Origin of the sequence: Nonomuraea pusilla (genome assembly GCF_900109355.1) — a bacterium.
In the GTDB taxonomy this organism is placed as follows: Bacteria; Actinomycetota; Actinomycetes; order Streptosporangiales; family Streptosporangiaceae; genus Nonomuraea; species Nonomuraea pusilla.
The window spans coordinates 394,612-420,380 of sequence record NZ_FOBF01000003.1 but is presented as its reverse complement, the minus strand read 5'-3'; the positions used below and the strand labels follow the sequence as shown (position 1 = coordinate 420,380).

Below are 25,769 nucleotides of genomic sequence, written 5' to 3'. Positions count from 1 at the left end.
CCTGGCACCTGCGCCCGGAGCGCCTCGTCATGCCGTGGGCGGGTCCCCTGCTGACCCGTCACCGTCGATAGGTCGGACCGCCTGTCACACCGGCATGCCCGCCCGCGCCGCGAGGCCGCTCGGGCTCCCTTGCTGATCCCAAGAACCATCCGGCAAGGAGAAACCAGGTTGTCCACCACTCACCCGTCCCGTCCTGTCCCGAAGACGTTCCCGTGCGTCCGCTGCGGGCTGACCGTCACCGCCTCAGGGCCCGACGGCACGCCGCGCAACCACTGCCCGAGCTGCCTGCACTCGCTGCACGTGCTCGACGCGGTGGAGGGCGGCCCGTCGGAGTGCCGCTCGCGGATGGCGCCCATCTCGATCGCCGTGCTGCGCACCGGCGACTGGATGGTCATCCACCGCTGCGCGCGCTGCGGTGAGCTGACGTCGAACCCGATCTGCCCGGACGACAACCAGCTCATCCTCATGCGCATGGCCGTGCGTCCGCTGGCGCAGCCGCCGTTCCCGCTCGAAGCGTTCGGCGGGCTGTGACGTGCCGCGCAGGAACCCGGCCGGAGAACGGCCGCAGCGGCGCAAGGACGTCCGGCACGGGCAGGGCGGCGACGCGTTCCGCTGCGTCGGCTGCGGGCTCGACGTCCCGGTGCACGCGCCGGGCACCGCGCACCGCAACCACTGCCCGCACTGCCTGACCAGCCTGCACCTCGACCGCCGGGTCCCCGGCGACCGGCGGGCGGGCTGCCGGGGCAGGATGACGGCGCTCAGTGTCACCGTCAGGCACGACGGCGAGTGGCTGATCATCCACCACTGCCAGTCGTGCGGGGTGCTGAGCGCCAACCGCATCGCGGGCGACGACAATGCGCTGGCGCTGCTGCGCATCGCCATGCGCCCGCTGTCCGACCGCCGCCTGCCGGTCAGCGCCATGCTGACCCTGTAACCGGCGGCCGCCGGGCCGTGCGGGGGCCTTTCCTGCGCCCCGCACGGCCCGGCTCCCCTCGGGGCCCACGGGTGGCCGTGGTCGCGGGGGCCGGTGTCAGGCGTCGCCGAACTCCAGGTGCAGGGCCCTCGTGAAGTCGGCCACGGCTTCCTCGTGCCGTTCCAGTTCCTGGAGGATCTCGCCGCGCACCCGGTACGCCCACACGTACCCGGGGTCCAGCTCGATCGCCCGGTCGAGGTCGCGCAGGGCGGCCTCGTCGTCGCCCAGTTCGCTGTGGACGGCTCCGCGGCTGCCGTACGCGCGGTCGTTCTCGGGGTCCAGCTCGATGGCGCGGTCCAGGTCGGTCAGCGCCTCCTCGTACCGGTCGATCATGCGCAGGGCCTCGCCGCGCCTGCTCAGCGCCCGTACGTAGGCGGGGTCGGCCTCCAGGGCGCGGGTGTAGTCGGCGATGGCCTCGGCGTACAGGTGCATCCGCTGGTAGAGGTCGCCGCGGGCGGCCCACGAGTAGGGGACGCCCTCGTCCAGCGCGATGATCTTGGCGTGCTCCTCCAGCGCCTCGTCCATGCGGTCGAGGTCGGCGAGGGCGTCGGCCTTGGCCTCCAGGATCCAGGGGGAGTCGGGGGAGAGGGTCAACGCGTGGTCGAAGTCGGCGAGGGCGTCCTCGGTGCGGCCGAGCGCGGCGTACACCTGGCCGCGCGAGCCCAGCGCGTACGCGCTGTCGGGCTCCAGCTTGAGCGATTCGTCGAAGTCGGTGAGCGCGGCCTCGTAGCGTTCCGTGAGGCGGTGGCTCTCGCCGCGCATCCGCCAGGCGCGGGCGCTGCCGGGCGCCAGCGCGATGGACTCGGTCAGGTCCGCGATCGCGGCGTCGTGCCGCGACAGGGCGATGTACGACTCGGCGCGGCTGCGCAGCACGGACGCGCGCGACTGGGCGGCCGCCTCGGGCAGCCCGTGCTCGTCCTTGATCCCCTCGCTCATGAGGGGAATCTATCCGACCAAATACTGATGAAGGCCGATTTTTCCGCAGTATCCGGAGAGGACGCGTCCTTGCCGATGCCGGCCCTGTCCATGGTCGAATCACGGGGTAACCCGTACGGGGGGCCGGGCAGGCACCGCTCCATGAACTGGAAGTCGCTCGCCCGCCTCGCCTACGGCTCCCGCTACGCGAAGGTCCCGTCGAGCCAGCGCGTCTACGTCCGTCCCGGCGAGCGCTGGGCGCGCGAGGCGCAGTGGCAGTGGCTGATCAGGCGCGCCCCGATCCTCACGCTCGACGAGTACGCCGCCCGCACCGAGCTCGGCGCGATCGAGGAGTTCCTCAGCTGCATGATGTGCGGCGAGTCGCGCCAGCAGCCGCTGTTCGAGCCGGCCGGGGGCAACGGCTGGCGTTACCGGGTCGTGCGCTGCCCCGCCTGCGGCTTCCTCTACCGCAACCCCAACGTCCGGCCCGAACGGCTCGGCGACCTGTACGCGACCGGCTACAGCGGCTTCCTGACCGGCGCGTACGCCGCCAACCGGCAGCGCCGCTACGAGCTGGTGATGCGCGGTTTCTCGCCGGTGTTCGACGAGGGCAAGGAGCGGCGGCTGCTCGACTTCGGCTGCGGCGCGGGCCTGTTCCTGGAGCTGGCGGAGCGGCGCGGCTTCGACGCGTGCGGGGTGGACCTGTCGGCCGACTCCGTCGAGCAGGCGGGCATGCGGCTCCGCCGGGCTCGGGCCTTCTTCGGGGCGCCGGAGGACGTGCCGGAGATCGCCGCGGGCGGCTTCGACGTCATCACCCTGTGGTCGGTGCTCGCGCACCTGCCCAGGCCGCTGGAGGACTTCGCCCGGTTCCGCCGGCTGCTGGCGCCCGGCGGCCTGCTGCTCATCCTGACCGTCAACGCCGGGTCGCTGCTGCTGAAGGCATGCGGGCCGGGCTGGAACGGGTTCACCAAGAACCACCTGATGTTCTACGACTCGCGTACGGTGCGCACGCTGCTGCGGCGTACCGGGTTCGCCGGGGTCGCCTTCGCCCCGCACTACGGCGACTCGGTCGAGGCGGGCACGACGAGGCTGCGGCCCGAGCTCGCCGCCCGCCTGCGCCGTACGGTGGAGCGCGGCGACGGCGGGAACATGATGCGCGTGCTGGCCTTCGCCGACGACGAGGCCATCGGCCGCTGGGGCGCCTCGCTGGACGTGCACCGCCTCCTGCCCCCGGGCGGCCGGGCCTAAGATCGGAGGCATGCAACTGGCTCCAGGAGTGCGCGTCGCCGTCACCGACAGGCACGGCGGTGTCAGCGCGCCCCCCTACGCCTCGCGCAACCTGGGCGGCCTGGTCGGCGACGACCCGGCGGCGGTGCGCGCGAACCGCGAGCGCGTCGCGGCCGAGCTGGGGGTGCGCGCCATCGTCTTCATGCGTCAGGTGCACGGCGCCGACGTCGCCTACGTCAGCGAGCCGTTCGGCGACGACCCGCCGCCCCTCGACGGCGTGTTCACCGACGCCCCGGGGCTGGCCCTCGCCTCGCTCGGCGCCGACTGCCCGGCGGTGCTGGTGGCCGATCCGGTGGCGCGGCTGGTGGGCGCGGCCCACTCGGGGCGTCCCGGCACCGAGGCGGGCGTCGCCGTCGCCCTCGTCCGCGCGATGGCGGTCAAGGGCGCCGAGCCCGAGCGGATGGCGGCGCTCGTCGGGCCCGGCGCGTGCGGCCGGTGCTACGAGGTGCCGGACGACCTGCGGGAGCGGGTGGCGGCGCGGGTGCCGCGGACGTGGTCGGTGACCTCGTGGGGCACGCCGGCGCTCGACCTGCGGGCCGGCATCGAGGCGCAGCTGCGCGCGGCGGGCGTGCGCGACGTCCGGCACGACGCGCGCTGCACGATCGAGTCGGACGAGCTCTACTCGCACCGCCGGGAGCAGCCGGGCGGCCGCTTCGCTGGGCTCATCTGGCTCACCGCCGATGAGAGCCCATGTTGAAGATCAGGTTGACCAGGACGATGCCGATCCAGATGGCGGCGTAGGGCGGGTCGTCCACGAGCAGGGCCAGCGGCAGCGTGGCGGCCGTGCCCACCGAGAGCGAGACGATCGCCAGCGCCAGCCGCTGACCGTCGGCTCTCCTGGCGGCCCTGTCGCGGTCCTTGCCGGAGGGCCCGGCGGCGGCCAGGCGCTCGTCCACCCGCCGGTCGACCTCCTGGCCCATCTTGTCGAGGAACGACTCGACGACGGCGTCCTCGAAGTCGGGCCCGAGGTCGCGCCGCGCGGCCACGGCCGCCTTGAGCTCATCACCGGTACTCATGAACGAGATATATCGGCTTTGCCGCTACCGGGCAAGAACGTCATCCAGCTTGTACGACACCGGCCGCTCAAGCTGCTCGTACGTGCACGACTCGGGCGTGCGGTCGGGCCGCCAGCGGCGCCACTGGGCGGTGTGCCTGAACCGGTCGCCCTCCATCTGGTCGTAGGCCACCTCGATCACCAGCTCGGGCCTGAGCGGGATGAACGACAGGTCCTTCTTGGCGTTCCACCGCGACACCGCGCCGGGCACCCGCTGGCCGCCGGTCGCCGGCCCGGCGGCGGGCTGACCGACGGTGGCGGCGGCCTGCTCGGCCCAGTGGCCCCACGGGTGCTCGCCCAGCTCGGCGACGTACGGCCGCAGCTCCTCCACCAGCTCGGCCCTGCGCGCCATGGGGAACGCGGCCACCACGCCGACGTGGTGCAGCCTGCCGTCGCGGCCGTACAGGCCGACCAGGAGCGAGCCCACGACGGGGCCCGACTTGTGCTCGCGGTAGCCGGCCACCACCACGTCGGCGGTGCGCTCGTGCTTGACCTTGAACATGGCGCGCCGGTCGGGCTCGTACGGCCGGTCGCCCGGCTTGACCACGACGCCGTCGAGCCCGGCGCCCTCGAACGTCTCGAACCAGCGTGCCGCCTGCTCGTCGCTGGTGGTGATCGGGGTGAGGCGCACCGACCCGCCCGCCCGGCCGAAGATCGACTCCAGCCGGCGGCGGCGCTCGGCGAACGGCGCCTCCATCAGCGACTCGTCGCCCAGCGCCAGCAGGTCGAAGGCCACGAACTGGGCCGGGGTGCGCTCCGACAGCAGCTTCACCCGCGAGGCGGCCGGGTGGATGCGCTGCTGGAGCGCGTCGAAGTCGAGCTGCTCGCCCTGCGGCAGCACGATCTCGCCGTCGACCACGCAGCGCTCGGGCAGCTCGGCCTTGACCGCCTCGACCAGCTCGGGGAAGTAGCGGGTGAACGGCCGCTCGTTGCGGCTGCCGAGGTAGACCTCGTCGCCGTCGCGGAAGACGATGCAGCGGAAGCCGTCCCACTTCGGCTCGTAGAACAGCGTGCCGTCCTGCCTGGGCATGGTCTTGACGGCCTTGGCCAGCATGGGCGGCACGGGCGGACGCACCGGCAGGTCGGGCACCGGCTCCGGTTGGGCCTCGGGCTGGGACAGGGCCCGGGGCGCCGGCTCCGGTTGGGCCTCGGCGTGGGACGGGACCTGGGGCTCGGGTGGCGGCTCGCTCATGGCCGCTCCTCTCTCCTGTAGGAGCAGAACAGGAAGCCGTCCTCCTCCAGCACCTGGCCGAGGGCCATGGGCACCCGGGCCGCCGTGCCGTTGAGTATGCGGGCCGCGCCGCCCCCGAGCAGCAGGGGGCTCACCGACAGGCACAGCTCGTCGACCAGGCCGTCGGCGGACAGCTCGGCGTTGACCCTCGGCCCGCCCTCGCACAGGATGCGGGTCAGCCCCCGCTCGTGCAGCTCGCGGACGGCCACGCGCATGTCGACGCTCTCCTCGCCGGCGATGACGAGGTCGCAGCGCCCGGCGGCCTTCTTGCGCCGCGCGGTGGGCGCGGACTCGCAGGTGATGACGATGGTGCGGCTCGCCGCGTCGCCGAACAGCTCGCCGTCGAGGTCGAGGTCGAGGCTGCGGGTGATCACGGCGATGGGCGGCGCGGCGGGCCGCCCCGCCCTGATGGACTTCCAGGACTCGCGCGGCTTGACCGGGCCGTAGCCCTCGGTGCGGACGGTCTGCGCGCCGGCGAGCACGACGTCGGCGAGCCCGCGCAGGATCGCGAAGATGCGCTTGTCGCCCCTGCTGGACAGCCCGCCGGACCGGCCGTCGACCCAGGCGCCGCCGTCGGCGCTGGCCACCATGTTGAGCCGCAGCCACGGACGCCCCTCCGGGTACGCGTAGGCCTGCTCGATGTCTGGATTGTCGTGAAAGTCGGGATAGATGCGCCGCACCCCTCTACCTTGGCACACGCCGCCGACAATCCGCCCCCGCAGGGGATACCGCCTTTCACCTACCGGGTAGATCCCTTCACAAGCGCGCGTCACATGACGGCAAGGGCGCGGTCGCCATGGGAGGCAGCGTGGGTCTGGTCACCGCCGCGACGGGGACGTTCGCCGCCCTCGTCGGGGTCTACCTGATGGCCCGCTGGCTGGCCGGGGGAGGGCTGCGGCGCCAGGCCGCCAAGGTCACCAGGTTCCCGAGGACGCTGATCATCGCCCACCCCGCGGTGGCGCTGTCGTCGCTCGGCTGCTGGACGGCCCACCTCGTCACCGGCTGCACGCCCCTCGCCTGGGCCGCGTTCGGCGGCGTCAGCGCCGCCGCGCTGCTCGGGTTCGCGATGTCCACCCGCTGGCTCGGGTCCGGACGCCACGAGCGGGGCGCGCGCGGCGTGCCCCGGCTGGCGCTGGCCCTGCACGCCGCCGCCGGCGTCGCCACGTTCGTGCTGGTGCTGCTCGGCGCCGGCGCCGGCCGCGTCCTCTGACGGCCGTCCGCTAGAAGCGCCGCGTCCCTCCGTGGGTGGTCCTCGGCCGCCGCAGGACCTGGATCGACCTGGCCGTCACCGCGACCACCGCGCCCGCCCGCCACTGCTCGTCGGCGAAGGCGTCCTCGATCGTGTCGTGGGTGGTGTCGAGCACCGGCAGCCACGTCCCGCCGAACTCCTCGCCCGGCAGCGTGAACGCCATGTTCTCGTGGTGGGCGTTGACCAGCAGCAGGAACGAGTCGTCGACGATGCGCTCGCCCCTCGGGCCGGGCTCGGTGATGGCCTCGCCGTTCAGGTAGACCATGAGCGACTTGGCGTAGCCGATGTGCCAGTCGCCCGCCGTCATCTCGGTGCCGTGCGGCGTGAGCCACACCAGGTCCCGTCCGCCGTCCTCCGACGCCCCGCCGTGGAAGAAGCGGCGGCGCTGGAACACCGGGTGCTCGCGGCGCAGCTTCGACAGCGCCCGCACGAACTCCAGCAGGTCCGACTCGGTGCGCAGCAGCGACCAGTCCACCCAGGCCAGCTCGTTGTCCTGGCAGTAGGCGTTGTTGTTGCCGCGCTGGGTGCGGCCCAGCTCGTCGCCGTGGGAGAGCATCGGCACGCCCTGCGACAGGAAGAGCGTGGTGAGGAAGTTGCGGCGCTGGCGGCGGCGCAGCGTGACGATCTCGGGGTCCTCGACGGGGCCCTCAGCGCCGCAGTTCCACGAGCGGTTGTCGTCGGTGCCGTCGCGGTTGTCCTCGCCGTTCGCCTCGTTGTGCTTGTGGTCGTACGAGACGAGGTCGGTGAGGGTGAAGCCGTCGTGGCAGGTGACGAAGTTGATGGAGGCGACCGGGCGGCGGCCGGACGACTCGTACAGGTCGGCCGAACCGGTCAGGCGGGAGGCGAACTCGGGCAGCGCGGAGTGGGTGCCGCGCCAGAAGTCCCTGACGATGTCGCGGTACTTGCCGTTCCACTCCGTCCACAGCGGCGGGAAGTTGCCGACCTGGTAGCCGCCGGGCCCGACGTCCCACGGCTCGGCGATGAGCTTCACCTGCGAGATCACCGGGTCCTGCTGGATCAGGTCGAAGAACGCGCTCAGCCGGTCCACGTCGTGCAGCTCGCGCGCCAGGGCCGAGGCCAGGTCGAAGCGGAACCCGTCGACGTGCATCTCCAGCACCCAGTAGCGCAGGGAGTCCATGATGAGCTGCAGCGCGTGCGGCGAGCGGACGTTCAGGGAGTTGCCGCAGCCGGTGTAGTCGAGGTAGTAGCGCCGGTCGCCGTCGTGCAGCCGGTAGTAGGCGGAGTTGTCGATGCCCCTGAAGCCGAGCGTGGGGCCCATGTGGTCGCCCTCGGCCGTGTGGTTGTAGACGACGTCCAGGATGACCTCGATGCCCGCCTCGTGCAGGGCGCGCACCATCGCCTTGAACTCCAGCACCTGCTGGCCCCTGGTGCCCGAGCTGGAGTAGCCGCCGTGGGGCGCCAGGTAGGCCATCGTGTTGTAGCCCCAGTAGTTCGTCAGGCCGCGCGCCACCAGGAAGTGCTCGGGGATGTAGTGGTGCACCGGCATCAGCTCCACCGCCGTCACGCCGAGCGACAGCAGATGGTCGATGACGGCCGGGTGGCCCATGCCCGCGTACGTGCCGCGCAGCTCCTCGGGCACGCCGGGATGCCGCATCGTCAGCCCCCGGACGTGCGCCTCGTAGATCAGGCTCTGGTGGTACGGCGTGCGCGGCAGCCGGTCGTTGCCCCACTCGAAGAACGGGTTGACGACCACGTTCTTCGGCATGTACGGCCCGCTGTCGGCCATGTTGATCCTGGACGGATCGGTGAAGTGGTAAGGGAACAGCGCCTCGTTCCACGCCAGCTCGCCGTCGATGGCCTTGGCGTACGGGTCGAGCAGCAGCTTGGACGGGTTGCACCGGCGCCCGTAGGACGGCTCGTAGGGGCCGTGGACGCGGTAGCCGTAGCGCTGGCCGGGCAGCACGCCCGGCAGGTAGCCGTGCCAGACGAACCCGTCGACCTCGGGCAGGCGGACGCGCTCCTCGGTGCCGTCGTCGTGGAAGAGGCACAGCTCGACCCGCTCGGCGACCTCGGAGAACACGGCGAAACTGGTGCCCACGCCGTCCCAGGTGGCGCCGAGTGGGTAGGGCTCTCCCGGCCAGACCTCACGCATGTGACCCAATTGTCGCACGCCACCCGGGTCCGGCTACAGGAGTTCGGCGCGCAAAGTGATCGTCGTGCCGGCCAGGGCCTTGCTGACGGGGCAGTTCGCCTTGGCCGTCTCGGCGGCCTCCTGGAACTGCTCGGCGGAGATGCCGGGGACCTGGCCCTGGACCGTCAGGGCGATGCCGGTGATGCCCTCGCCGGGCTGGAAGGTGACGGCCGCGGTGGTCTGCAGCGACTGCGGCGGGTTGCCGGCGCCGGCCAGGCCGTGGGCGAGCGCCATCGAGAAGCAGGACGAGTGGGCCGCCGCGATGAGCTCCTCCGGCGACGTCTTGCCGTTCGGCGCCTCCGCCCTGGACGGCCAGGACACCTCGAACGTGCCGACGCCCGAGGTGTCGAGCGACACCGTGCCCGACCCGTCGAGCAGGGCGCCCTTCCACTGCGTGGTGGCGGTACGGGTGGTGGCCATGGTCTGCTCCCTCCGTCGTGGACTTCCGACCCTATCCCGGGGCTCCCCGCGCGGCGTGTCGCGGGGGTCACGGGCTGTTCTGTAACCGATCGTCTACGCTCTGCGCATACGCGGAACGACGGACGAGGAGGGGGAGCCGTGGCGGAGCACCTGGCGGGGCTGACGGGGTTGCTGTACGAGATCGGCCTGCTCAAGCGCTACAGGCGTACCGGCTGGCTGGTGGCGGGGGTGCGTGACCCCGAGAGCATCGCCGACCACTCGTTCCGCGCGGCCGTGATCGCCGCCGCGATCGCCGCGATGGAGGGCGGCGACCCGCAGCGGGCGGCGTTCATGAGCCTGTTCCACGACACGCAGGAGACCCGGGTCACGGACCTGCCCTACCTCGCCAAGCGGTACGTCACCGCCACGCCGAACGAGGAGGTCACGGCCGAGCAGATGGACGGCGTGCCCGGCCCGGTCGCGGACATGGTGCGCGACGCGGTCGCCGAGTACGAGGAGAAGGCGAGCCTGGAGGCGGTGTGCGCGCGTGACGCCGACAAGCTGGAGTGCCTGCTGCAGGCGGTCGAGTACCGCGAGCAGGGCCACCAGAACGTGCAGCCGTGGATCGACAGCTCGCTGGCCGCGCTGAAGACCACCACCGGCCGCCGCCTGGCCGAGGAGGCCCTGCGCACGGGCACGCTGGAGTGGATGTCGCGCGTCCTCGGCTGACGCGCCCTGTCCTGTCACGGCTCGATCTGGCGGCGCAGCAGGCAGAACTCGTTGCCCTCCGGGTCGGCCAGCACGTGCCAGGGCTCCTCGCCGGTCTGCCCGACCTCGGCCGGCCGCGCCCCGACGGCGAGCAGGCGTTCCAGCTCGGCGTCCTGGCCGCGGTCGGTCGGGTTCACGTCGATGTGGAGCGGCAGTTTGCCGGTCTTGGCGTTGACGGTGGGATTGAAGGCGATGGTCGGCTGGTGGCCGCCGAACCCCTCCTTGGGCCCGATCTGGACGGTTCCCTCCTGCCGGCTGAGCACGACGTAGCCGAGCACCTCGCACCAGAACGTCGCCAGGTGCTCCGGATCGCGGCTGTCGATCACCAGTTCGCTGATTCGGCATGCCATGTCTCCTGCCTACCCCGGACGGACGGGTGTCAGGCCCGCGGTCGTAACCGTTTTGTGACCTTCAGGAGGTGGTAAAGCCCGTTCCACGGGGAATCCTTGATCCCGAAGTCCAGCAGAGGGCTTCGTCTCACGTGACACGTGGCGTGCCTCTGCCTGGGCTTTTTTCCATGGACGGGGCCGCCTGGAGACCTATGGAGCATCAGATGGCCGTCCTGGATATCGCATTCGAGCAGATGACCGCCGAGCAGCTGCTGGCCGAGATGGCCAAGCCGGAGGTCCCCGAGCTGCGCAAGGTCCGCATCCGTGAGCGTCTGGTGGACATGTACGACGGGCTCGTCAACGAGGTCACGCGTCGCTACCGCTACCGCGGCGAGCCGATGGAGGACCTCCGCCAGGCCGCGTACGTGGGGTTGATGAAGGCCGTCAACGGGTTCGACCCGGCCCTCGGGCACGAGTTCCGCGGCTACGCGATGATCACCATGATCGGCGAGGTGAAGCGCCACTTCCGCGACCGCACCTGGGCGGTGCGGGTGCCCCGCGTGTACCAGGAGCGCCGCCTGGAGCTGAACAAGGCCACCGCCGAGCTCACCCAGACGCTCGGCCACTCGCCCACCGTGGCCGAGCTGGCCGCCAAGATGGGCATCTCGGAGGAGGACGTGCTGCTCGCGCTGGAGGCGTCCACGGCCTACAGCGCCCTGTCGCTGGACGCCCCCGTCGGCAACGACGAGGACGCCGCCAACCTCAGCGACATGCTGCCGATGCAGGACGAGTCGCTCGACACCCTGCTCGACAAGCACGCGGTCAAGCCGCTCATCGACGCGCTCCCGCCCAGGGAGAAGAACATCCTGCTCATGCGCTTCTACGGGAACATGACCCAGTCGGAGATCGCGGCCGAGTTCGGCATCTCGCAGATGCACGTCTCCCGCATCCTGCGGGCCGTGCTGACCAAGCTCCGCTCCGCCCTCTCCGACTGAGCCGCCGCCCCCGTGGACGGGCCCGCGCCTCGGGGCGCGGGCCGGGGCGGTCAGGAGCTGGCGGTGGCCTCCGTGACGAGGTCCCTGGCGTACTCGTCGTCGCTCTCCGCCAGGACGCGCCTGGCGCCCTCCTCGGCCCGAGGGTCGCCCCTCTCGGCCAGCCCGCGGGTGGCCTCGGCGACCGTGCGCAGGTCGTCGTCGCCCAGCCGGGCCGCCAGCGCCTCCCTGATGCGCGGCGTGTCGGCGGACAGCCCCGCCAGACCCGCGGTCGCCCAGTCGCGCACCTCGGCGTCGTCGTCCTCGGTCATGGAGATGAGCAGTTCCAGGCCCTCGGCGTGGTCGGGCGGCAGCACGTCGGCGAGCGCGATGGCGTCGGTCATGGTGCGCTGGTGCCCGGGACGCCGGATGACGTCCAGCACCTGCGGGAGCGCCCGCGGGTCGCCCTGGTGGCCGAGCGCGGCGAGCACCGAGCGCAGCACCTGCGGGTTGCCCTCGGTCGTCACCATCTTCTGCAGCAGGGGCAGCGTGCGCTCCAGGTACGGCTTCTCGCCTTCGCGGTGCCCGAACTGGGCGATGGCGTCGACGCCGAACTCGCGCTCCCTGGCGTCCTCGCTCACGCACAGCCGCGCGAGCGCCTCGTACGTCTCGTCGTCGCCCCGCTTGGACAGGGCGTCGGCCACGATCCACCAGGTCTCGGCGTCCTCGTCGACGTCGCGGTGGGCGAGCGCGCGCGCCACGAGCTGGTCGACCGGGGTGAGCACGCCCGCCGCGTCCTCCAGGAGGGTGGCGATGGCGGCGTGGCCGCGCTGGGCCTGCACCTGCTCGGTCTCGGAGCCGTCGGGGGAGCGGCCCGCCACGGTGACGAGCTCGGTGCCGTCCTTGGCGTACTGGCGGCCCACCACGTACTCCCAGCCCTCCTGCCCGATCTGGTCGAGCAGGGCGCTCTCCAGGTGCACGCCCACCCAGTCCTCGGCGATGTCGAGCGGGGTGTCGCCGTCGCCGTCGTACTTCTCGTGGTCGGCGCCCGCGCTCAGGAGCTGCTGCACGACGCCCAGCGCGCCGCGCCTGGCGGCGAGGGTGAGCGGGGTGTCGCCGTCGTCGTTGGCGGCGTCGAGGGTGGCGCCGGCCTGGATGAGCAGGCTCGCGGTGTCGGCGTGGCCGTTGGCCGCCGCCCACATCAGCGCGGTCCAGCCGCCGCTCTCCCGGCCGTCGGCCTCGGCGCCGGCCTCCAGCAGCGCGCGCGCCGTCTCGACGCGGTCCCAGGCGGCCGCCGCGCAGAGCGGCAGGCCCTCCTCCTCGCCCTCGCTGGGCCGGTTGGGGTCGGCGCCGGCCGCGAGGAGCTTGGCGACGGTGTCGGACTCGCCGTTCAGCGCCGCCCGGTAGAGCTGTTCCTCATGCATGACAGGGACCCTAGCCTGGTCCGGCCGCGCCCAGGACCAAGCCGGGGTCCGTGTCATCCGGTGGTACGGCTCCCGCGGCAGGGCGGTTCGGCGCGGGAGGTGCGAAGTTCGGCTGACGGCCTCTCCTCCCTGAGAAGGAGCGCCGAACGGGCAAGACGCGATATGTTGCGACTATGACAGATCCCGGTGGGGTTCGCGCCTCGGACGCCGAGCGCGAGGCCGTCGTCGAGCAGTTGCGGGTGGCGTCGGTGGAGGGCAGGCTCACCCTCGCCGAGCTGACCGACCGCACCGAGGCCGCCTACTCCGCGACCACGCACGCCGAGCTGGCGCTGCTCACCCAGGACCTCCCCCAGGCGGGCGGCCCGCAGGGCACCCCCGCCCCCTACGCCGCGCCGGCGCCCGAGCAGCGCAGGCGCCGCTGGTTCGTGGGCGTCATGGGCGACGCCAAGCGGCGCGGCACCTGGCGGATCGACCAGGAGCTCGGCGCCGTCGCCGTCATGGGCGACGTGCTGCTCGACCTGCGCGAGGCCGAGGTGCGCACCGGCGTCGTGGACATCACCGCCGTCTCCGTGATGGGCGACGTGAAGATCATCGTCCCCGACGGCGTCATCGTGGACCTCGACGGCATCGCCGTCATGGGCGACAAGCGGGTGGACGTCGAGGAGGCGCAGCCCGGCATGAACGTGCCCGTCGTCAGGGTGCACGCGTACGCCGTGATGGGCGACGTCAAGGTGCTCGGCGACTCGCGGGCGCAGCCGCTCCAGCGCGGCTTCGCCGCCTGGCGCGAGCACTGGCGGCGCCTGCACGGCGAGAACTGGCGCGAGCTGGGCAGGGCCGCCAGGGACGAGCGGCACGAGCTGCGCGGCCGGCTCAGGGAGGAAGGCCGGGAAAACCCGCGCGGACACTGATGCAACATCCGGGGGTCCCCACCGCGTAGTCATCGGTGAACATCGCCGGACAGACAAGGACCCCCGATGCGGGATCGCGCCGACTTCGAGCGCTACGTCGAGCACCGCTCGGCCCGCCTGCTCAGAACGGCCTATCTGCTGTGCAGGGACTGGGCGACCGCCGAGGACCTCGTGCAGGACGCCCTGGCCAGGGCATGGCTGGCCTGGCGCCGCGTCGGCGCCGACCCCGACCCGTACGTCTACAGGATCCTCGCCAACACGCACGCCTCCTGGTGGCGGCGGCGCTGGCGGGGAGAGCTGGCGACGGCGGAGGTGCCCGACGGGGCCGACCCCCGCGACGCGGCGGCCGCCCTCGGCGTCCGCGACGCCCTCAGGACGGCGCTCGCCGCGCTGCCGCGGCGGCAGCGCGCGGTGATCGTGCTGCGGTACTTCGAGGACATGCCGGACGAGGTGATCGCCGGGATCCTCGGCTGTTCGGCGGCGACCGTACGCAGCCAGGCCAGCCGCGCGCTGGCCAGACTGCGGCTCGATCCCGCGGCCAGGGCCGCGATAGAGACGGGAAGCTGACCATGACAGAACACGAGTTGCGCGAGCTGCTGGATGACGACAGCTCAGGCGGTCACCACAGGGGCGTGACCGTCGAGGACGTCTACGCGCGGGCCCGCCGCATCCGCGGGCGCCGGGCCGGGCTGGCGGGCGGCGCGGGGGCGATGGCCGCCGCCGCGGTGGCCGCCGTGGCGCTGGCCCTGCCGTCCGCCCTGCCGTCAACCCTGCCCTCCGCCCTGCCCTCCGAGGTGCGGGGCCCCGCCGAGCGGGGGGCGGCCGGCGTCCTCGCCCAGCCGTCCGGAAGGCCGTCCGACACGCCGTCGCGCGGCCTGCCCTACGAGCACCGCTCGGAGCGGGGCGGCACGGCCGAGACGTTCACGTTCACCGCGAAGGGCGGCAAGGCGCTGTTCCTGGTGCGCTGCCCCCGCGACGGCTACGCGCTGATCTGGCTGAACGGCCGGTTCGCCGGGGGCGAGAGCTGCTCGCCGGCCCGAGTGGCGCCGCCCCGCGAGGCGCAGAGCCTGCCACTGCTCAAGGGCGTGAACGAGGTGAAGGCCGCCCTGGTGCCCGCGAGCGCGGCGGGAGACCGCCGGATGACCGGCGCGCGGGCCGGGAAGCTGCTCGACTCCGCGCGGCCCTACCGCGCGGAGTGGTCGGTGACCGTGATGAAGCGTCCGTCGTGCGAGGCGAGGACGGTCGTCCTGGACCCCCGCACCGGGGAGGTCAGGTTCCGGTGCCCGTCCAAGCGGTGAGCCGGGCCGCGTCGTAGCGCTCCAGCAGGACGTCCACGAGCTCGGGCGCGGCGCCGAGCACGTCCGCGTGGACCGCGCCCGGCGTGGCGGCGCGCACCTTGTCGGCGAAGTGGCCGGGAGCCAGCAGATACGGCGCCACGGCCACCCGGGGCGCGCCCGCCCGCCGCAGCCGCTCCACCGCCTGCTCAGGCGTCGGCCCCGCCGCCGAGGCGTACGCCGCCGTCACCGCCCACCAGCCCGTGCGCGCCCACTGCCGGGCCGTCGTGGCGACGACCGCGTTGGCCCCGGCATCGCTCGACCCGGCCGACACCAGGACGACCGCGGTGTCCGGGTCGCCCGCGGGCACGCCCGCCTCGGCCAGGCGCCGCTCCAGCGCCCGCAGCAGCAGCGGGTGCGGGCCCAGCGTGGCGCCCTGGCACGGCCGCAGCCACGGGTCGCGCGCGCGGGCCTCGTTCAGCGCCGCAGGCAGGTCCACCCGGCTGTGGTACGCCTCCGTCAGCAGCAGCGGCAGCACCACGCAGCTCATGGCGGACGCGCCCCGCCCGGCGTCCAGGCCGCGCAGCGCCTGCGGCAGCGACGGCACGCAGTGGTCGAGGAACGCGGTGACGACCGGCAGGCCGGGCCGGGCCAGCCGCACCGTGTCCAGCAGCGCGGCCACGGTGGCGGCGGCACGCGGGTCGCGCGACCCGTGCGCCACCGCCACCAGTGGCACGCGGCCGGGGGCCGTCCCGCCTGCCAGCGGGACGGGGCCCCTGCCGGGGACTACAGGTGAATGCCGCATTCGACCTTCCCCAGCCCCGCCCAGCGGCCGCTGCGCGGGTCCTCGCCCTCCGCCACCTGGCGGGTGCAGGGGGCGCAGCCGATCGACGGGTAGCCGTCGTAGTGCAGCGGGTTGATGAGCACCCCGTTGTCGCTGATGTAGTTGTCGACGTCCTCCTGCGTCCAGGCCGCGATCGGGTTGACCTTGACCATCTGCCGCTTGGCGTCCCACTCCACGACCTTCGTTCCGGCCCTGGTGGGCGACTCGTCGCGGCGGATGCCGGACACCCACGCCAGGTACGGCTCCAGCGCCCGGTTCAGCGGCTCCACCTTGCGCAGGTAGCAGCACAGGTCGGGGTTGCGGCCGAACAGGCGGGGGCCGAGGTCGCGCTCCTGCTCCTCGACCGTCCGCGACGGCGACACGTCGATCACGTTGACGTCGTACACCTGGCGCACCGCGTCGCGGGTGCCGATCGTCTCGGCGAAGTGGTACCCGGTGTCGATGAACAGGACGTCCACGCCGGGCTTGACCCTGCTGACCAGGTCGATCAGCAGCGCGTCGCTCATCGAGGACGTCAGGCACAGCCGGTCGCCGAACGTCGCGGCCGCCCACCGGATGATGTCGCGGGCCTGCGCGCCCTCCAGGAAGGCCGCCGCGGACTCCACGATGTCCTGCAGGTCCAGCGTGCCCCGCTGCCGTCGCAGACCCACCTCGATGTCGACCAGCGTCATATCTTCACTCCGATTCCGAGAAAGGTCAGCTTGAAGGCCCGCGCGCAGGAGCGGCAGTACCAGCCCCCCGCGGCAGAAGGACCGTCGCCCTCGTAGGGCTCCAGGTCCTCGTCGCCGCAGTACGGGCAGTGGAAGGGCACGGCTCGCGCGGTCACTTCAGGTCCGCCTCGTCGGCACGCTGCACCCAGTCGGCGAACGACTCGCCGTCCTTCTTCTGGGTGTCGTAGTGGGTCACGACCCGCTCGACGTAGTCGGGCAGCGCCGCGGCCGTCGTCTTCAGCCCGCGCACCTTCCTGCCGAAGCCGGAGCTCACGCCGAGCGAGCCGCCCAGGTGGATCTGGAAGCCCTCGACCTGCTCGCCGTTCTCGTCCACGACGAGCTGGCCCTTCAGCCCGATGTCGGCCACCTGGATGCGGGCGCAGGAGTTGGGGCAGCCGTTGACGTTGATCGTCAGCGGCTCCTCGAAGGTGGGCAGCCGCCGCTCCAGCTCGTCGATGAGCTGCATCGCGGTGGCCTTCGTCTCGACGATCGCCAGCTTGCAGTACTCGATGCCGGTGCAGGCCATCGTGTGGCGGCGGAACGTGGACGGGTTGACCTGGAGGTCGTTCGCCTCCAGCTCGGCCACCAGGGCGTCGACCCGGTCGGGCGTGACGTCGAGGATGACCATCTTCTGCTCGGTGGTGGTGCGGATCCTGTCGGAGCCGTACCGCTCCGCCAGGTCGGCGATCAGGTGCAGCCTGTCGCCGTCGAGCCGGCCCACCTTCGGCGCGAAGCCGACGTAGAAGTTGCCGTCCTTCTGCGGGAAGACGCCGACGTGGTCGCGGCGTCCGCCGCGCGGCTCCTGCGGGGCGGGCCCGTCGGGCAGCGGCTCCTTCAGGTACTCGGTCTCCAGGACCTCGCGGAACCTCTCCACGCCCCAGTCGCCGACGAGGAACTTCAGCCGGGCGCGGTGCCGCAGCCGCCGGTAGCCGTAGTCGCGGAAGATCCCGATGACGCCGCCGAAGACGTCGGCCGCCCGCTCCGGGCTCACGAACACGCCGAGCCGCCTGCCCAGCATCGGGTTCGTGGACAGGCCGCCGCCCACCCACAGGTCGTAGCCCTGCTCGCCGTCCTCGTTGACGACGCCCACGAACGCCACGTCGTTGATCTCGTGGACGGTGCAGTGGGCGACGCAGCCGCTCAGCGCCGACTTGAACTTGCGCGGCAGGTTGGAGAACTCGGGGTTGCCGATGAACCGCTCGTTGATCTCCCGGATCTGCTCGGTGGCGTCGATCGTCTCCTCGGCGTCGATGCCCGCGAGCGGGCAACCGAGGATGACGCGGGGCGTGTCGCCGCACGCCTCCGTGGTGGACAGGCCCACCGACTCCAGGCGCTCCCAGATGTCGGGCACCGACTCGATCTCCACCCAGTGGAGCTGGATGTTCTGCCGGTCGGTCAGGTCGGCCGTGCCCCGGCCGTACAGGTTGGAGACGTCGGCGATCGCGCGGAGCTGGCGCACGTCGAGCTGGCCGCCGTCGATGCGGACGCGCAACATGAAGTAGCGGTCGTCGAGCTCCTCCGGCGCCAGCACGGCCGTCTTGCCACCGTCGATGCCGGGCTTGCGCTGCGTGTACAGGCCGTACCAGCGCATGCGTCCGCGCAGGTCGGCGGGGTCGATCGAGTCGAAACCGCGCTTGGAGTAGATGTCGATGATCCGCTGGCGGACGTTGAGCCCGTCGTCGTTCTTCTTGTTCTCTTCGTTCTTGTTGAGCGGCTCCCGGTAACCGAGAGCCCACTGGCCTTCGCCGCGCGGGCGCTTGTGGTGCCTGCTGGCAGGGGTGCTCATTGCGCGTCCTTCTGTTCATGGGCGCGCGCAGGGTCCCTCCTGCCTCGTCATCGAGTGCAGGGGTTTCACCAGGGTGCGACGCGCTCAGCGGTAAAGAGGTCTGATTAGCGGGCGTCGCAACAGATCGCACTGCGGACACGCTGGAGGTCGACGTGGCGTCGACCGACGAGCATGGGGTCCGCTGGCATGCTTCGAAGATACTCTGGCGGTCCGGGATGTCCAAGACTGGGTCCACAGTCTGGACGCCTCACCCCTGGCGCGGCCAGTCCAGCGGCGACTCCTTCGGCTTCTCCTCCTCCTGGTGCTGGCAGTCGCACCAGGAGCCGCCGCGGCACTCGTCGTGACGTCTGTCCTTGCAGCTCTGGCAGATCACGCTTCGATTATTGCCCCGGCGCGCCCCCGGGGGTGGGCGGAGCCCGGGTCAGGGTCGGGCCGGGGACATGCCGGATGCCGCCCGCGGCGGCCGCGCTGCCATGCTGAAGGCATGAGGACCATACTCAACGTCATCTGGCTGCTGTTCGCCGGCATCTGGCTCGCACTCGGCTACGCCGTCGCCGGGGTCATCTGCTGCGTCCTCATCGTCACCATCCCGTTCGGGCTGGCCTCGTTCAGGATCGCCGCGTACGCGCTGTGGCCCTTCGGCCGGACCGTCGTCCGCGACCCCGACGCCGGGGTCTTCTCCCTCATCGGCAACATCATCTGGTGCCTCGTCGCCGGCATCTGGCTGGCCATCGGCCACATCGTGACGTCCGTGCCGCTGTTCCTGTCGGTCATCGGCATCCCGATGGGCGTCGCCAACATCAAGATGGTCCCGGTCTCGCTCCTCCCGCTCGGCGCGCGCATCGTCGACATCGACTAGCGCGCGTCCGCTCATCCCGCCCGGCGGGCATCGCCGACGTCGAGTGGGGCATGACAGGGGGGACGTAAGCTGGTCCACATCGTCACTGCGAGACACCGTGGGTGCCATGACCTCCACCGACGCGCCTCCTCGGCCGAAGAGACGGCTCGCCGCCACCGCGCGGGCCAGGCTGAGCTGGGTGCTCGACACGAAGTCGTGGGCGATCGTCAGGGCCGCCACCAACGCCGGCGTCACCTACCGGGTCACCGGTCTGGCCGGCGAGGCCGCCTTCTTCGCGCTGCTGTCGCTGCCGCCGTTCGTCCTCGGCCTCATCGGCGTGCTCGGCAAGCTCGGCACCTGGCTCGGCCGGGCGCACGTCGAGCAGATCAAGACGTGGGTGCTCGACCAGGCGGGCCTGCTGTTCACGCCCGAGGCCGTCAAGGGCGTCGTCCGCCCGCTCATCAACGACGTCCTCAGCGACGACGCCGGCAAGGTGTCGATCATCTCGCTGGGCTTCCTGCTGTCGCTGTGGTCGGGCTCGCGCGCCCTCTACGTGTACGTGGACCTCATCTCCGTCGCGTACGGGCTGGGGGAGGAGCGCGGCATCATCCGCACCAGGCTGATGTCCTTCGGCCTGTACGTCATGGGCCTGATCCTGGGCATCATCGTCATGCCCATCCTGGTCATCGGCCCCACCCTGATCAAGGACGCGCTGCCCGCCCAGTACGGCGTCCTCATCGACGTCCTCTACTGGCCCGTCGTGATCATCGGCTCGGTGCTGTTCCTGACCGTCCTGTACCACGTCAGCGTCCCGGTGCGCACCAAGTGGTACCGCGAGCTGCCCGGCGCGATCCTGGCGCTCATCCTGTGGATCGTCTGCGCGGCCGTGCTGCGCGCCGTCCTGGCCGCCTGGTTCTCGCCCGTCTCCGTGTACGGCTCCCTGGCCGCCCCCATCGCGCTGCTGCTGTGGCTCTACATCACCGCGCTCGCCGTGCTCATCGGCGCGATACTCAACGCCGAGGTCGACCGCCTGTGGCCCGGAGTCAGCCGCACCCCGGCGTGAACCCGCAGATCACCGGGAAAGGAGCGGGCGCCGCCATCCGCTATCGTCTAATCGACGCGACTGGCGCAGTTGGGTGGGAGCGACCACCAGGGAGCGAAAGGAGCGGAGGCCGTGCGCCTGGGTCTTCGCACGTTGTCAACGATGACAGGGGAGTCATGAGTTCTCTCGCTAGCGTCGACCCGCAGATCGCCGAGCTCATCAAGGCTGAAGAGCGGCGCCAGGCCGACACCGTCAAGCTGATCGCGTCGGAGAACTACGTGTCCAGGGCCGTGCTCGAGGCCACCGGCACCGTCCTGACGAACAAGTACTCCGAGGGCTATCCCGGCAAGCGCTACTACGAGGGCCAGCAGGTCATCGACCAGATCGAGACGCTGGCCATCGACCGGGCCAAGTCGCTGTTCGGGGTGAACCACGCCAACGTCCAGCCGTACTCGGGCTCTCCCGCGAACCTCGCCATCTACCTGGCCTTCCTGCAGCCCGGCGACACCGTGATGGGCATGGGCCTGCCGTTCGGCGGCCACCTCACGCACGGCTGGTCCGTCTCGGCCACCGGCAAGTGGTTCACCTCGGTGCGCTACGGCGTGCGCAAGGACACCGGCCGCGTCGACCTCGACGAGGTCAGGCAGCTCGCGCTGGAGCACCGTCCGAAGCTGATCTTCTGCGGCGGCACCGCGATCCCGCGCACCATCGACTTCGAGGGCTTCGCCGCCATCGCGCGCGAGGTGGGCGCCGTGCTCGCCGCCGACATCGCGCACATCGCGGGCCTGGTCGCGGGCGGGGCGCACCCGTCCCCCGTCGGCCACGCGGACGTGATCTCCACGACCACCCACAAGACGCTGCGCGGCCCGCGCGGCGCCATGCTCATGGCGTCCAGCGACGAGCACGCCACCGCGCTGAACAAGGCCGTCTTCCCCGGCCTGCAGGGCGGCCCGCACAACCACACCACCGCCGCCATCGCGGTCGCGCTGCACGAGGCCGCCCAGCCCGAGTTCCGCGCGTACGCCCACCAGGTGGTCGCCAACGCCAAGGCGCTGGCCGACGAGCTGGCGAGCCGCGGCTTCGACCTGGTGTCGGGCGGCACCGACAACCACCTGATCCTGCTCGACCTCACGCCGAAGGGCATCGGCGGCAAGCCGGCCGCCCAGGCGCTCGACCGCGCGGGCCTGGAGACCAACTACAACACGGTCCCGTTCGACACCCGCAAGCCGTTCGACCCGTCCGGCATCCGCATCGGCACCCCGTCGGTCACCTCGCGCGGCATGCGCGAGGCGGAGATGCGGCAGATCGGCGCCTGGATCGACGAGGTCGTCACGGCCCTCGCCAAGGGCGACGCCGAGGACGTCATCACCCGGGTGCACCACGAGGTCAGCGAGCTCACCTCGCAGTTCCCCGCGCCCGGCCTGTCCTGACGCCGTAGACGCCCGGCGCGGCCCCCGCGGGGGCCGCGGACGCCCCGCCGCACGGGCTCCGGTATGCGGCGGGGCGTGACCCGGTGTGCCGAGTGCCGGGTCGCGGCGGCCTCCCCACGGCCGGGGGCACTGACCGGGGGCGACCGTTCGTACGCCAGGTGGTACGGCCCGCCCGCCCTACCGGGTTCACCGGATCAGTCAGAAAATTTTGCCGGAAATCTCACGAATCGGTGCTGAGCTCCTGAGAGGTGCCGGGAGGCGGCAAGCGCCGCCCGCGGCGGCTCCCGCGCCGATGCCCGGGAGATGGCGGCCGGCGGCGGGTGCCGCGACACGGCGACTCGCGCGGCTGCCGCCACCGCTCCGGCCGGCGTCAGACCTCGACCGTCAGCAGGGTCCTGCCGGTCGAGGTGACCACCTCGAACCTGGCGATGTCCTTCAGCGGCACCGGGCTGCCGCCGTGCATGTACAGCGGGTCGGGCGAGCCCGGCACCCCGTACCCGGCGGGCGGCACCGACCAGCCGGTCATGACGTGCCGCTCGCCCGATCTGCTCACCGACACGAGCTCGCACTCCAGCGGCCCCCTGAGGCCCGACAGCCTGAGCGCCGCGTGCGTGCCCCACCCCTTCGACTCCACGACCAGCCCGCCGGTCACCCCGTCGGCGCCCCTGCCCTCGACGGGCGTGCCGTCGGCGTAGAACTGCTCGGCGGGTCCCAGATGGCCGGCGTGACCGGCCGCCGCGACCGGCTGCCCTCCCGGGGCTCCTGCCTGGCCGGCGAGCTGGGTGCCGACGGTCAGCCCTCCCGCGACGAGCGTCACGGCCGCCGCCGTCCCGATCAGCCAGGTGCCTCTGCGGGCCCTGCGGTCGGCCGCCTGCCTGCGGCGGAGGAGGTCGATCACCTGGGCCTGCCCGTCGGGGGGAGGCGGGTCGTCGTCCAGCAGCGGGCCGACGCCGGTGAGCGCGCTCGCCACCCCCGACAGCTCGTCCAGCTCGGCGCGGCAGGACGCGCAGCCGAGCAGGTGCGACTCGAAGGCGCGCCGGTCGTCGTCCTCCAGCAGACCCAGGGCGTAGGCGCCCACGTCCGTGTGCTCCACCTGGGACGTCACGCCGTCACCCCCCTCTCCTCCAGCGCGACGCGCAGCGCGCGCACCGCGTAGTACACCCGGGACTTCACGGTGCCCACCGGGATGCCGAGCGCCCGAGCGGCGTCGTTGACGGACCTGTCGCGCAGGACCGTCTCGTGGAGGATCTCGCGATGCGCCGGCGACAGCGCCTTCAGCGCCTCGGACACGACCACCTGGTGCAGCAGCCCCTCCAGCTCGTCCGGCACGGTCATGCTCGCCAGCGGCGCGTCACCCGACTCCTGGGGGCGGGCGTCCCTGCGCCGGCGGTCATCGATCACGATACGTCTGGCGACCGTGGCGAGCCAGGGCATGAGGGAGACGGCGTCGGGGTCCAGCCGGTCGGCGCTGCGCCAGGCCCGGATCATGGTCTCCTGGACGACGTCCTCCGCCCACTGCCGGTCGCCCGCCGTCAGCCTGACCACGAAGGCCAGCAGCGGCCGGTGGTACTCCCGGTAGAGCGCGGACACGACCGCCTCGTCGTCCGGTCGCGCCCGGCCGAGCCACCGGCGCAGCCGCTGCCCGCCCGCCGGGGCTGCCTCGGCCGAGGGCCGGGGATACGCGCTGGTACGCATCGGTCCCCCTTCTGGCGTCCGTCGGCAAGGAGTACGGGCACGGCGGGGACGGGGTTCAACAGGGCGGGAAAAGCGTTTGCGGCGCCGGGAGAGGACTGAGTAGAGTCCTGCCGTCACTTGATCGAGGAGGTGAGGACTATGCGGGTTGTCCTGTTCCGCATGCCTGTAGTCCCCCTCCGGACGCGTGCCTGAGCCCGTCCGGTTCCTTCTCGATCAAAGGGTTTCACTCCGTTGTCTTACGATCTTTCTCTTCTGGGCTGGACCGAATCGCGTTCGTTCCAGCTGCCCGACGGCACCGTTCCCGCCCGCGTGGCCCGCGTCGACCGCGGCGCCGCCGAGGTGATCGCGGCCGACGGCCAGCACCACGCCAGGTACGGCGCGAGCGTGCGCAGGGCCGCCGCGGCCGACCCGGTCGCGCTGCCGTGCGTCGGCGACTGGGTCGCGCTCAGGTGGCTGCCGGAGGGCCGCCACGAGCTGGAGGCGGTCCTGCCGCGCACCACCGCGTTCGTCAGGGGCGGCGTCAGCCGTCACTCGGTCGGGGGCCTGTCCGGCGACGGGCAGGGCCAGGTGCTGGCCGCCAACGTCGACGTGGTGTTCGTGGCCGAGCCGTCCATGCACGCCACCGACTACGCCGACCTGGGCCGCATCGAGCGGCTCGTCGCGCTGGCCTGGGAGTCGGGCGGCACCCCGGTCGTGCTGGTCACCAAGTCCGACCTGTTCGAGCAGGGCCTGGACGACCTCATGGCCGACGTCCGCACGGCCGCGCCCGGCGTCGACGTCCACGCCGTCTCCTCGCAGCGCGGCGAGGGCGTGGAGATCGTCCGCGGCTACCTGGAGGGCTCGCGCACCGCCGTGGTGCTCGGGCCGTCGGGCGCGGGCAAGTCCACCCTCGTCAACGCCCTGGCCGACACGTCCGTCATGGAGACCCAGCAGGTACGCGCCGCCGACGGGCGCGGCAGGCACACCACCGTCCACCGCGAGCTCATCCCGCTGCCCGGCGGCGGCCTCGTCATCGACACGCCGGGCATCCGCAGGATCGGCCTGTACGACATGAGCGACGGCGTCGACCTCGTCTTCTCCGACGTCGAGGAGCTGGCGCTGCGGTGCAGGTTCGGCGACTGCGGCCACGACAGCGAGCCCGGCTGCGCCGTCCGGGCGGCCGTGGAGAGCGGCGACCTGCCGCAGCGCCGCCTGGAGAGCTGGCGCAAGCTCCAGCGGGAGGCGGCGTGGATGGCCGCGCGCACCGACGCCCGCGCGCGCAAGGAACTGCAGAGCAAGTGGAAGGTCATCACCAAGGAGATGCGGCGTTCCGGCAGGAACCGTCCCTGACAGGGAGGGTGTCCGGGTTCGGTGGGTAGGGGCTCCGTCATGGAGGTCTTCGCCGACCGGACCCAGGCGGGCGAGCTGCTCGCCGAGCGGCTGACGGGCGCGCACGACCCCGTGGTGCTGGCGCTGCCGCGCGGCGGGGTGGAGGTGGCGGTGCCGATCGCGCGCCGCCTCGGCGCCGAGCTCGACGTGCTCGTCGTCAGGAAGATCGGCTATCCGCCGATGCCCGAGCTGGGCGTCGGCGCGCTGGCCGAGGGCGGCGAGCCCGTGTTCGACCTGGACCTGCTGCACCGGCTCGGGCTCACCCCCGAGTCGGTGGGCCGGGTGGTGCGGCGGGAGCGCGAGGAGCTGGCCCGCAGGGTGGAGGCGTACCGGGGCGGCAGGCCGCTGCCGGGCCTGTCGGGCCGCGAGGTGATCGTCGTGGACGACGGGCTGGCCACCGGGGGCACCGCGCGGGCGGCGCTGCGCGCGGTGCGGGCGGCCGGGCCCGCCAGGGTGACCCTGGCCGTGCCCGTCGGGGCGCCGGAGACCGTGGAGGCGCTGCGCGCGGAGGCGGACGAGGTGGTGGCGCTGAAGACCCCGGCCGGCTTCCGGGCCGTGGGGCAGTGGTACGAGCGGTTCGACCAGCTCAGTGACGAGGACGTGCTGGAGATGCTGGGCCGCTCTCGCTGGTGAGCACGGCCCAGACGAGCTTGCTGGGGCCGCCGGGGAAGAGCCATCCCCAGCCGCTGCAGAGCGCTTCGACCAGCCGTAACCCGCGGCCGAACTCGGCGAGGACGTCGGGCGGCGACGGCACGGGGGAGGCGCTGGAGTAGTCGGTGACGACGCAGGCCAGGTGGCGTTCGTGGGCCAGCAGGCGGAGCTGCACGGCGCCGCCGCCGTGCCGCATCGCGTTGGTCACCAGCTCGGAGACGACGAGCTGCGTGTCGTAGGCCAGGTCGCGCACGGCCCACCCGCCGAGGGTCCGGTCGACGAACCTCCTGGCCGTGGCGACGCACGCCGGCTCGAACGCGCTCAGCTCGTGGAAGGGGAAGACGGCGTCGTACCCGTTCCGTAAGGCGTGGCCGGCCAGGAGGGCGGACGACAGCCAGCCGGGCGGCCGGGAACCGATGGCGGCCTGCGGCCCTGTGTCGAACGTCGTCATCCTGGCCCCCGAAACGCGTC

General features: G+C 72.5%; 31 protein-coding genes and 1 riboswitch. Of the genes, 15 read left to right on the top strand and 16 right to left on the bottom strand.

Features of this window, described 5'->3' with window-relative positions; translation table 11 throughout:
• Nucleotides 1-168 precede the first annotated feature (168 nt).
• Together BMX74_RS07925 and BMX74_RS07920 are read left to right on the top strand one after the other, a co-directional pair.
• Nucleotides 169-531, top strand: coding sequence for an RNHCP domain-containing protein (locus tag BMX74_RS07925; protein ID WP_055505911.1), 363 nt, complete (start codon nt 169-171; stop codon nt 529-531).
• 1 nt (nt 532) lies between these two features.
• Nucleotides 533-934 (top strand): RNHCP domain-containing protein, encoded by a 402-nt coding sequence (locus tag BMX74_RS07920; RefSeq protein ID WP_055505910.1) that lies wholly within the window; start codon nt 533-535, stop codon nt 932-934.
• Between the two features lie 96 nt (nt 935-1,030).
• Here BMX74_RS07920 and BMX74_RS07915 read toward each other — a convergent pair whose 3' ends face one another.
• Entirely contained in the window at nt 1,031-1,909 is an 879-nt protein-coding gene (locus tag BMX74_RS07915; protein ID WP_055505909.1) for a tetratricopeptide repeat protein, read from the bottom strand.
• Between the two features lie 141 nt (nt 1,910-2,050).
• Between BMX74_RS07915 and BMX74_RS07910 the strand changes: the two genes are divergently transcribed.
• Both BMX74_RS07910 and pgeF read left to right on the top strand, forming a co-directional pair.
• Nucleotides 2,051-3,136, top strand: a complete 1,086-nt coding sequence (locus BMX74_RS07910) for a class I SAM-dependent methyltransferase (RefSeq protein WP_143078585.1) — start codon at nt 2,051-2,053, stop codon at nt 3,134-3,136.
• Nucleotides 3,137-3,146: 10 nt separating this feature from the next.
• A complete protein-coding gene (gene pgeF / locus BMX74_RS07905) occupies nt 3,147-3,872 on the top strand; it encodes a peptidoglycan editing factor PgeF (RefSeq protein ID WP_091099291.1) in 726 nt (241 codons plus the stop codon).
• Here the strand turns inward: pgeF and BMX74_RS07900 are convergent.
• From BMX74_RS07900 to BMX74_RS07890, 3 genes are read right to left on the bottom strand one after another with little or no spacing between them, the layout of a single operon-like run.
• Nucleotides 3,847-4,191: a hypothetical protein gene (locus BMX74_RS07900; protein ID WP_055505906.1), complete on the bottom strand. Its 345-nt coding sequence runs from the start codon at nt 4,189-4,191 to the stop codon at nt 3,847-3,849. The genes pgeF and BMX74_RS07900 overlap by 26 nt on opposite strands.
• Before the next feature lie 24 nt (nt 4,192-4,215).
• On the bottom strand, nt 4,216-5,421 hold the full coding sequence (locus BMX74_RS07895) for an ATP-dependent DNA ligase (RefSeq protein WP_091099290.1): 1,206 nt from the start codon (nt 5,419-5,421) through the stop codon (nt 4,216-4,218).
• Entirely contained in the window at nt 5,418-6,140 is a 723-nt protein-coding gene (locus BMX74_RS07890) for a pyrimidine reductase family protein (RefSeq protein WP_091099287.1), read from the bottom strand. The genes BMX74_RS07895 and BMX74_RS07890 overlap by 4 nt, the downstream gene beginning before the upstream one ends.
• A gap of 128 nt (nt 6,141-6,268) precedes the next feature.
• On the opposite strand from BMX74_RS07890, the gene BMX74_RS07885 reads away from it, so the two are divergent.
• Nucleotides 6,269-6,670 (top strand): hypothetical protein, encoded by a 402-nt coding sequence (locus BMX74_RS07885; RefSeq protein WP_055506343.1) that lies wholly within the window; start codon nt 6,269-6,271, stop codon nt 6,668-6,670.
• Nucleotides 6,671-6,680: 10 nt separating this feature from the next.
• Here the strand turns inward: BMX74_RS07885 and glgX are convergent, their stop codons facing one another.
• Entirely contained in the window at nt 6,681-8,822 is a 2,142-nt protein-coding gene (glgX, locus tag BMX74_RS07880) for a glycogen debranching protein GlgX (RefSeq protein ID WP_055505904.1), read from the bottom strand.
• Between the two features lie 33 nt (nt 8,823-8,855).
• Nucleotides 8,856-9,281 carry an OsmC family protein gene (locus tag BMX74_RS07875; RefSeq protein ID WP_091099285.1) on the bottom strand — a complete coding sequence of 142 codons (426 nt, stop codon included), beginning with the start codon at nt 9,279-9,281 and terminating at the stop codon, nt 8,856-8,858.
• A gap of 138 nt (nt 9,282-9,419) precedes the next feature.
• On the opposite strand from BMX74_RS07875, the gene BMX74_RS07870 reads away from it, so the two are divergent.
• The gene (locus tag BMX74_RS07870) at nt 9,420-9,989 is read left to right on the top strand and encodes an HD domain-containing protein (protein ID WP_055505902.1); all 570 of its coding nucleotides are present in this window, start codon (nt 9,420-9,422) and stop codon (nt 9,987-9,989) included.
• Nucleotides 9,990-10,003: 14 nt separating this feature from the next.
• Here BMX74_RS07870 and BMX74_RS07865 read toward each other — a convergent pair whose 3' ends face one another.
• Nucleotides 10,004-10,378: a VOC family protein gene (locus BMX74_RS07865; RefSeq protein WP_055505901.1), complete on the bottom strand. Its 375-nt coding sequence runs from the start codon at nt 10,376-10,378 to the stop codon at nt 10,004-10,006.
• A 203-nt stretch (nt 10,379-10,581) separates the two neighbouring features.
• Between BMX74_RS07865 and BMX74_RS07860 the strand changes: the two genes are divergently transcribed.
• The gene (locus tag BMX74_RS07860) at nt 10,582-11,352 is read left to right on the top strand and encodes a SigB/SigF/SigG family RNA polymerase sigma factor (RefSeq protein ID WP_055506342.1); all 771 of its coding nucleotides are present in this window, start codon (nt 10,582-10,584) and stop codon (nt 11,350-11,352) included.
• A 50-nt stretch (nt 11,353-11,402) separates the two neighbouring features.
• Here the strand turns inward: BMX74_RS07860 and BMX74_RS07855 are convergent, their stop codons facing one another.
• A complete protein-coding gene (locus tag BMX74_RS07855; RefSeq protein ID WP_236714948.1) occupies nt 11,403-12,752 on the bottom strand; it encodes an ankyrin repeat domain-containing protein in 1,350 nt (449 codons plus the stop codon).
• A gap of 173 nt (nt 12,753-12,925) precedes the next feature.
• Here BMX74_RS07855 and BMX74_RS07850 point away from each other — a divergent pair, with 173 nt between their 5' ends.
• The 3 genes from BMX74_RS07850 to BMX74_RS07840 all read left to right on the top strand — a co-directional run bounded on the left by BMX74_RS07850 (nt 12,926) and on the right by BMX74_RS07840 (nt 14,958).
• Nucleotides 12,926-13,660: a DUF1707 SHOCT-like domain-containing protein gene (locus tag BMX74_RS07850; RefSeq protein ID WP_091099283.1), complete on the top strand. Its 735-nt coding sequence runs from the start codon at nt 12,926-12,928 to the stop codon at nt 13,658-13,660.
• Nucleotides 13,661-13,726: 66 nt separating this feature from the next.
• Complete coding sequence (locus BMX74_RS07845; protein WP_091099280.1) at nt 13,727-14,227, top strand: SigE family RNA polymerase sigma factor; 501 nt, start codon at nt 13,727-13,729, stop codon at nt 14,225-14,227.
• 2 nt (nt 14,228-14,229) lie between these two features.
• Nucleotides 14,230-14,958 carry a hypothetical protein gene (locus BMX74_RS07840; RefSeq protein ID WP_091099277.1) on the top strand — a complete coding sequence of 243 codons (729 nt, stop codon included), beginning with the start codon at nt 14,230-14,232 and terminating at the stop codon, nt 14,956-14,958.
• Here the strand turns inward: BMX74_RS07840 and BMX74_RS07835 are convergent.
• From BMX74_RS07835 to BMX74_RS45450, 5 genes are all read right to left on the bottom strand, one after another.
• Nucleotides 14,930-15,739 carry a sirohydrochlorin chelatase gene (locus tag BMX74_RS07835; protein ID WP_091099274.1) on the bottom strand — a complete coding sequence of 270 codons (810 nt, stop codon included), beginning with the start codon at nt 15,737-15,739 and terminating at the stop codon, nt 14,930-14,932. The genes BMX74_RS07840 and BMX74_RS07835 overlap by 29 nt on opposite strands.
• Nucleotides 15,721-16,449, bottom strand: coding sequence for a phosphoadenylyl-sulfate reductase (locus tag BMX74_RS07830; protein ID WP_091099273.1), 729 nt, complete (start codon nt 16,447-16,449; stop codon nt 15,721-15,723). The genes BMX74_RS07835 and BMX74_RS07830 overlap by 19 nt, the downstream gene beginning before the upstream one ends.
• A gap of 151 nt (nt 16,450-16,600) precedes the next feature.
• Nucleotides 16,601-18,274, bottom strand: coding sequence for a nitrite/sulfite reductase (locus tag BMX74_RS07820; RefSeq protein WP_091099270.1), 1,674 nt, complete (start codon nt 18,272-18,274; stop codon nt 16,601-16,603).
• 104 nt (nt 18,275-18,378) lie between these two features.
• Nucleotides 18,379-18,462 (bottom strand): putative leader peptide, encoded by an 84-nt coding sequence (locus BMX74_RS46595; protein ID WP_311132608.1) that lies wholly within the window; start codon nt 18,460-18,462, stop codon nt 18,379-18,381.
• Nucleotides 18,463-18,521: 59 nt separating this feature from the next.
• Complete coding sequence (locus tag BMX74_RS45450) at nt 18,522-18,647, bottom strand: hypothetical protein (RefSeq protein WP_256256825.1); 126 nt, start codon at nt 18,645-18,647, stop codon at nt 18,522-18,524.
• Between the two features lie 111 nt (nt 18,648-18,758).
• Between BMX74_RS45450 and BMX74_RS07815 the strand changes: the two genes are divergently transcribed.
• The 3 genes from BMX74_RS07815 (at nt 18,759) to glyA (ending at nt 21,584) form a co-directional block, all read left to right on the top strand.
• A complete protein-coding gene (locus BMX74_RS07815; RefSeq protein ID WP_091099269.1) occupies nt 18,759-19,133 on the top strand; it encodes a YccF domain-containing protein in 375 nt (124 codons plus the stop codon).
• 106 nt (nt 19,134-19,239) lie between these two features.
• Complete coding sequence (locus BMX74_RS07810) at nt 19,240-20,175, top strand: YihY/virulence factor BrkB family protein (protein WP_236714947.1); 936 nt, start codon at nt 19,240-19,242, stop codon at nt 20,173-20,175.
• Between the two features lie 46 nt (nt 20,176-20,221).
• A riboswitch (ZMP/ZTP riboswitch) is annotated at nt 20,222-20,305 on the top strand.
• 25 nt (nt 20,306-20,330) lie between these two features.
• The gene (glyA, locus tag BMX74_RS07805; RefSeq protein ID WP_055505893.1) at nt 20,331-21,584 is read left to right on the top strand and encodes a serine hydroxymethyltransferase; all 1,254 of its coding nucleotides are present in this window, start codon (nt 20,331-20,333) and stop codon (nt 21,582-21,584) included.
• A gap of 370 nt (nt 21,585-21,954) precedes the next feature.
• Here glyA and BMX74_RS07800 read toward each other — a convergent pair whose 3' ends face one another.
• Both BMX74_RS07800 and BMX74_RS07795 read right to left on the bottom strand, forming a co-directional pair.
• Entirely contained in the window at nt 21,955-22,689 is a 735-nt protein-coding gene (locus tag BMX74_RS07800) for an anti-sigma factor family protein (RefSeq protein ID WP_091099266.1), read from the bottom strand.
• Complete coding sequence (locus tag BMX74_RS07795; RefSeq protein WP_091099265.1) at nt 22,686-23,279, bottom strand: sigma-70 family RNA polymerase sigma factor; 594 nt, start codon at nt 23,277-23,279, stop codon at nt 22,686-22,688. The genes BMX74_RS07800 and BMX74_RS07795 overlap by 4 nt, the downstream gene beginning before the upstream one ends.
• A gap of 309 nt (nt 23,280-23,588) precedes the next feature.
• Between BMX74_RS07795 and rsgA the strand changes: the two genes are divergently transcribed.
• Together rsgA and BMX74_RS07785 are read left to right on the top strand one after the other, a co-directional pair.
• Nucleotides 23,589-24,608 (top strand): ribosome small subunit-dependent GTPase A, encoded by a 1,020-nt coding sequence (gene rsgA / locus BMX74_RS07790; protein ID WP_236714946.1) that lies wholly within the window; start codon nt 23,589-23,591, stop codon nt 24,606-24,608.
• Between the two features lie 21 nt (nt 24,609-24,629).
• Entirely contained in the window at nt 24,630-25,280 is a 651-nt protein-coding gene (locus BMX74_RS07785; RefSeq protein ID WP_236714945.1) for a phosphoribosyltransferase, read from the top strand.
• Here the strand turns inward: BMX74_RS07785 and BMX74_RS07780 are convergent.
• Complete coding sequence (locus tag BMX74_RS07780; protein WP_055505888.1) at nt 25,234-25,749, bottom strand: ATP-binding protein; 516 nt, start codon at nt 25,747-25,749, stop codon at nt 25,234-25,236. The genes BMX74_RS07785 and BMX74_RS07780 overlap by 47 nt on opposite strands.
• Nucleotides 25,750-25,769: the final 20 nt, after the last annotated feature.

What these genes read in the sequence shown, in the direction of transcription:
- pgeF (WP_091099291.1), top strand. Translation starts at nt 3,147, where the DNA reads ATGCAACTGGCTCCAGGAGTGCGCGTCGCCGTCACCGACAGGCACGGC.
- BMX74_RS07795 (WP_091099265.1), bottom strand. Translation starts at nt 23,279, where the DNA reads ATGCGTACCAGCGCGTATCCCCGGCCCTCGGCCGAGGCAGCCCCGGCG.
- BMX74_RS07900 (WP_055505906.1), bottom strand. Translation starts at nt 4,191, where the DNA reads ATGAGTACCGGTGATGAGCTCAAGGCGGCCGTGGCCGCGCGGCGCGAC.
- BMX74_RS07815 (WP_091099269.1), top strand. Translation starts at nt 18,759, where the DNA reads ATGAGGACCATACTCAACGTCATCTGGCTGCTGTTCGCCGGCATCTGG.
- BMX74_RS07820 (WP_091099270.1), bottom strand. Translation starts at nt 18,274, where the DNA reads ATGAGCACCCCTGCCAGCAGGCACCACAAGCGCCCGCGCGGCGAAGGC.
- glyA (WP_055505893.1), top strand. Translation starts at nt 20,331, where the DNA reads ATGAGTTCTCTCGCTAGCGTCGACCCGCAGATCGCCGAGCTCATCAAG.
- glgX (WP_055505904.1), bottom strand. Translation starts at nt 8,822, where the DNA reads ATGCGTGAGGTCTGGCCGGGAGAGCCCTACCCACTCGGCGCCACCTGG.
- BMX74_RS07830 (WP_091099273.1), bottom strand. Translation starts at nt 16,449, where the DNA reads ATGACGCTGGTCGACATCGAGGTGGGTCTGCGACGGCAGCGGGGCACG.
- BMX74_RS07840 (WP_091099277.1), top strand. Translation starts at nt 14,230, where the DNA reads ATGACAGAACACGAGTTGCGCGAGCTGCTGGATGACGACAGCTCAGGC.
- BMX74_RS07895 (WP_091099290.1), bottom strand. Translation starts at nt 5,421, where the DNA reads ATGAGCGAGCCGCCACCCGAGCCCCAGGTCCCGTCCCACGCCGAGGCC.
- BMX74_RS07865 (WP_055505901.1), bottom strand. Translation starts at nt 10,378, where the DNA reads ATGGCATGCCGAATCAGCGAACTGGTGATCGACAGCCGCGATCCGGAG.
- BMX74_RS07810 (WP_236714947.1), top strand. Translation starts at nt 19,240, where the DNA reads ATGACCTCCACCGACGCGCCTCCTCGGCCGAAGAGACGGCTCGCCGCC.
- BMX74_RS07845 (WP_091099280.1), top strand. Translation starts at nt 13,727, where the DNA reads ATGCGGGATCGCGCCGACTTCGAGCGCTACGTCGAGCACCGCTCGGCC.
- BMX74_RS07875 (WP_091099285.1), bottom strand. Translation starts at nt 9,281, where the DNA reads ATGGCCACCACCCGTACCGCCACCACGCAGTGGAAGGGCGCCCTGCTC.
- BMX74_RS07835 (WP_091099274.1), bottom strand. Translation starts at nt 15,739, where the DNA reads ATGCGGCATTCACCTGTAGTCCCCGGCAGGGGCCCCGTCCCGCTGGCA.
- BMX74_RS07860 (WP_055506342.1), top strand. Translation starts at nt 10,582, where the DNA reads ATGGCCGTCCTGGATATCGCATTCGAGCAGATGACCGCCGAGCAGCTG.
- BMX74_RS07780 (WP_055505888.1), bottom strand. Translation starts at nt 25,749, where the DNA reads ATGACGACGTTCGACACAGGGCCGCAGGCCGCCATCGGTTCCCGGCCG.
- BMX74_RS07855 (WP_236714948.1), bottom strand. Translation starts at nt 12,752, where the DNA reads ATGCATGAGGAACAGCTCTACCGGGCGGCGCTGAACGGCGAGTCCGAC.
- BMX74_RS46595 (WP_311132608.1), bottom strand. Translation starts at nt 18,462, where the DNA reads ATGCCAGCGGACCCCATGCTCGTCGGTCGACGCCACGTCGACCTCCAG.
- BMX74_RS07850 (WP_091099283.1), top strand. Translation starts at nt 12,926, where the DNA reads ATGACAGATCCCGGTGGGGTTCGCGCCTCGGACGCCGAGCGCGAGGCC.
- BMX74_RS07910 (WP_143078585.1), top strand. Translation starts at nt 2,051, where the DNA reads ATGAACTGGAAGTCGCTCGCCCGCCTCGCCTACGGCTCCCGCTACGCG.
- BMX74_RS07915 (WP_055505909.1), bottom strand. Translation starts at nt 1,909, where the DNA reads ATGAGCGAGGGGATCAAGGACGAGCACGGGCTGCCCGAGGCGGCCGCC.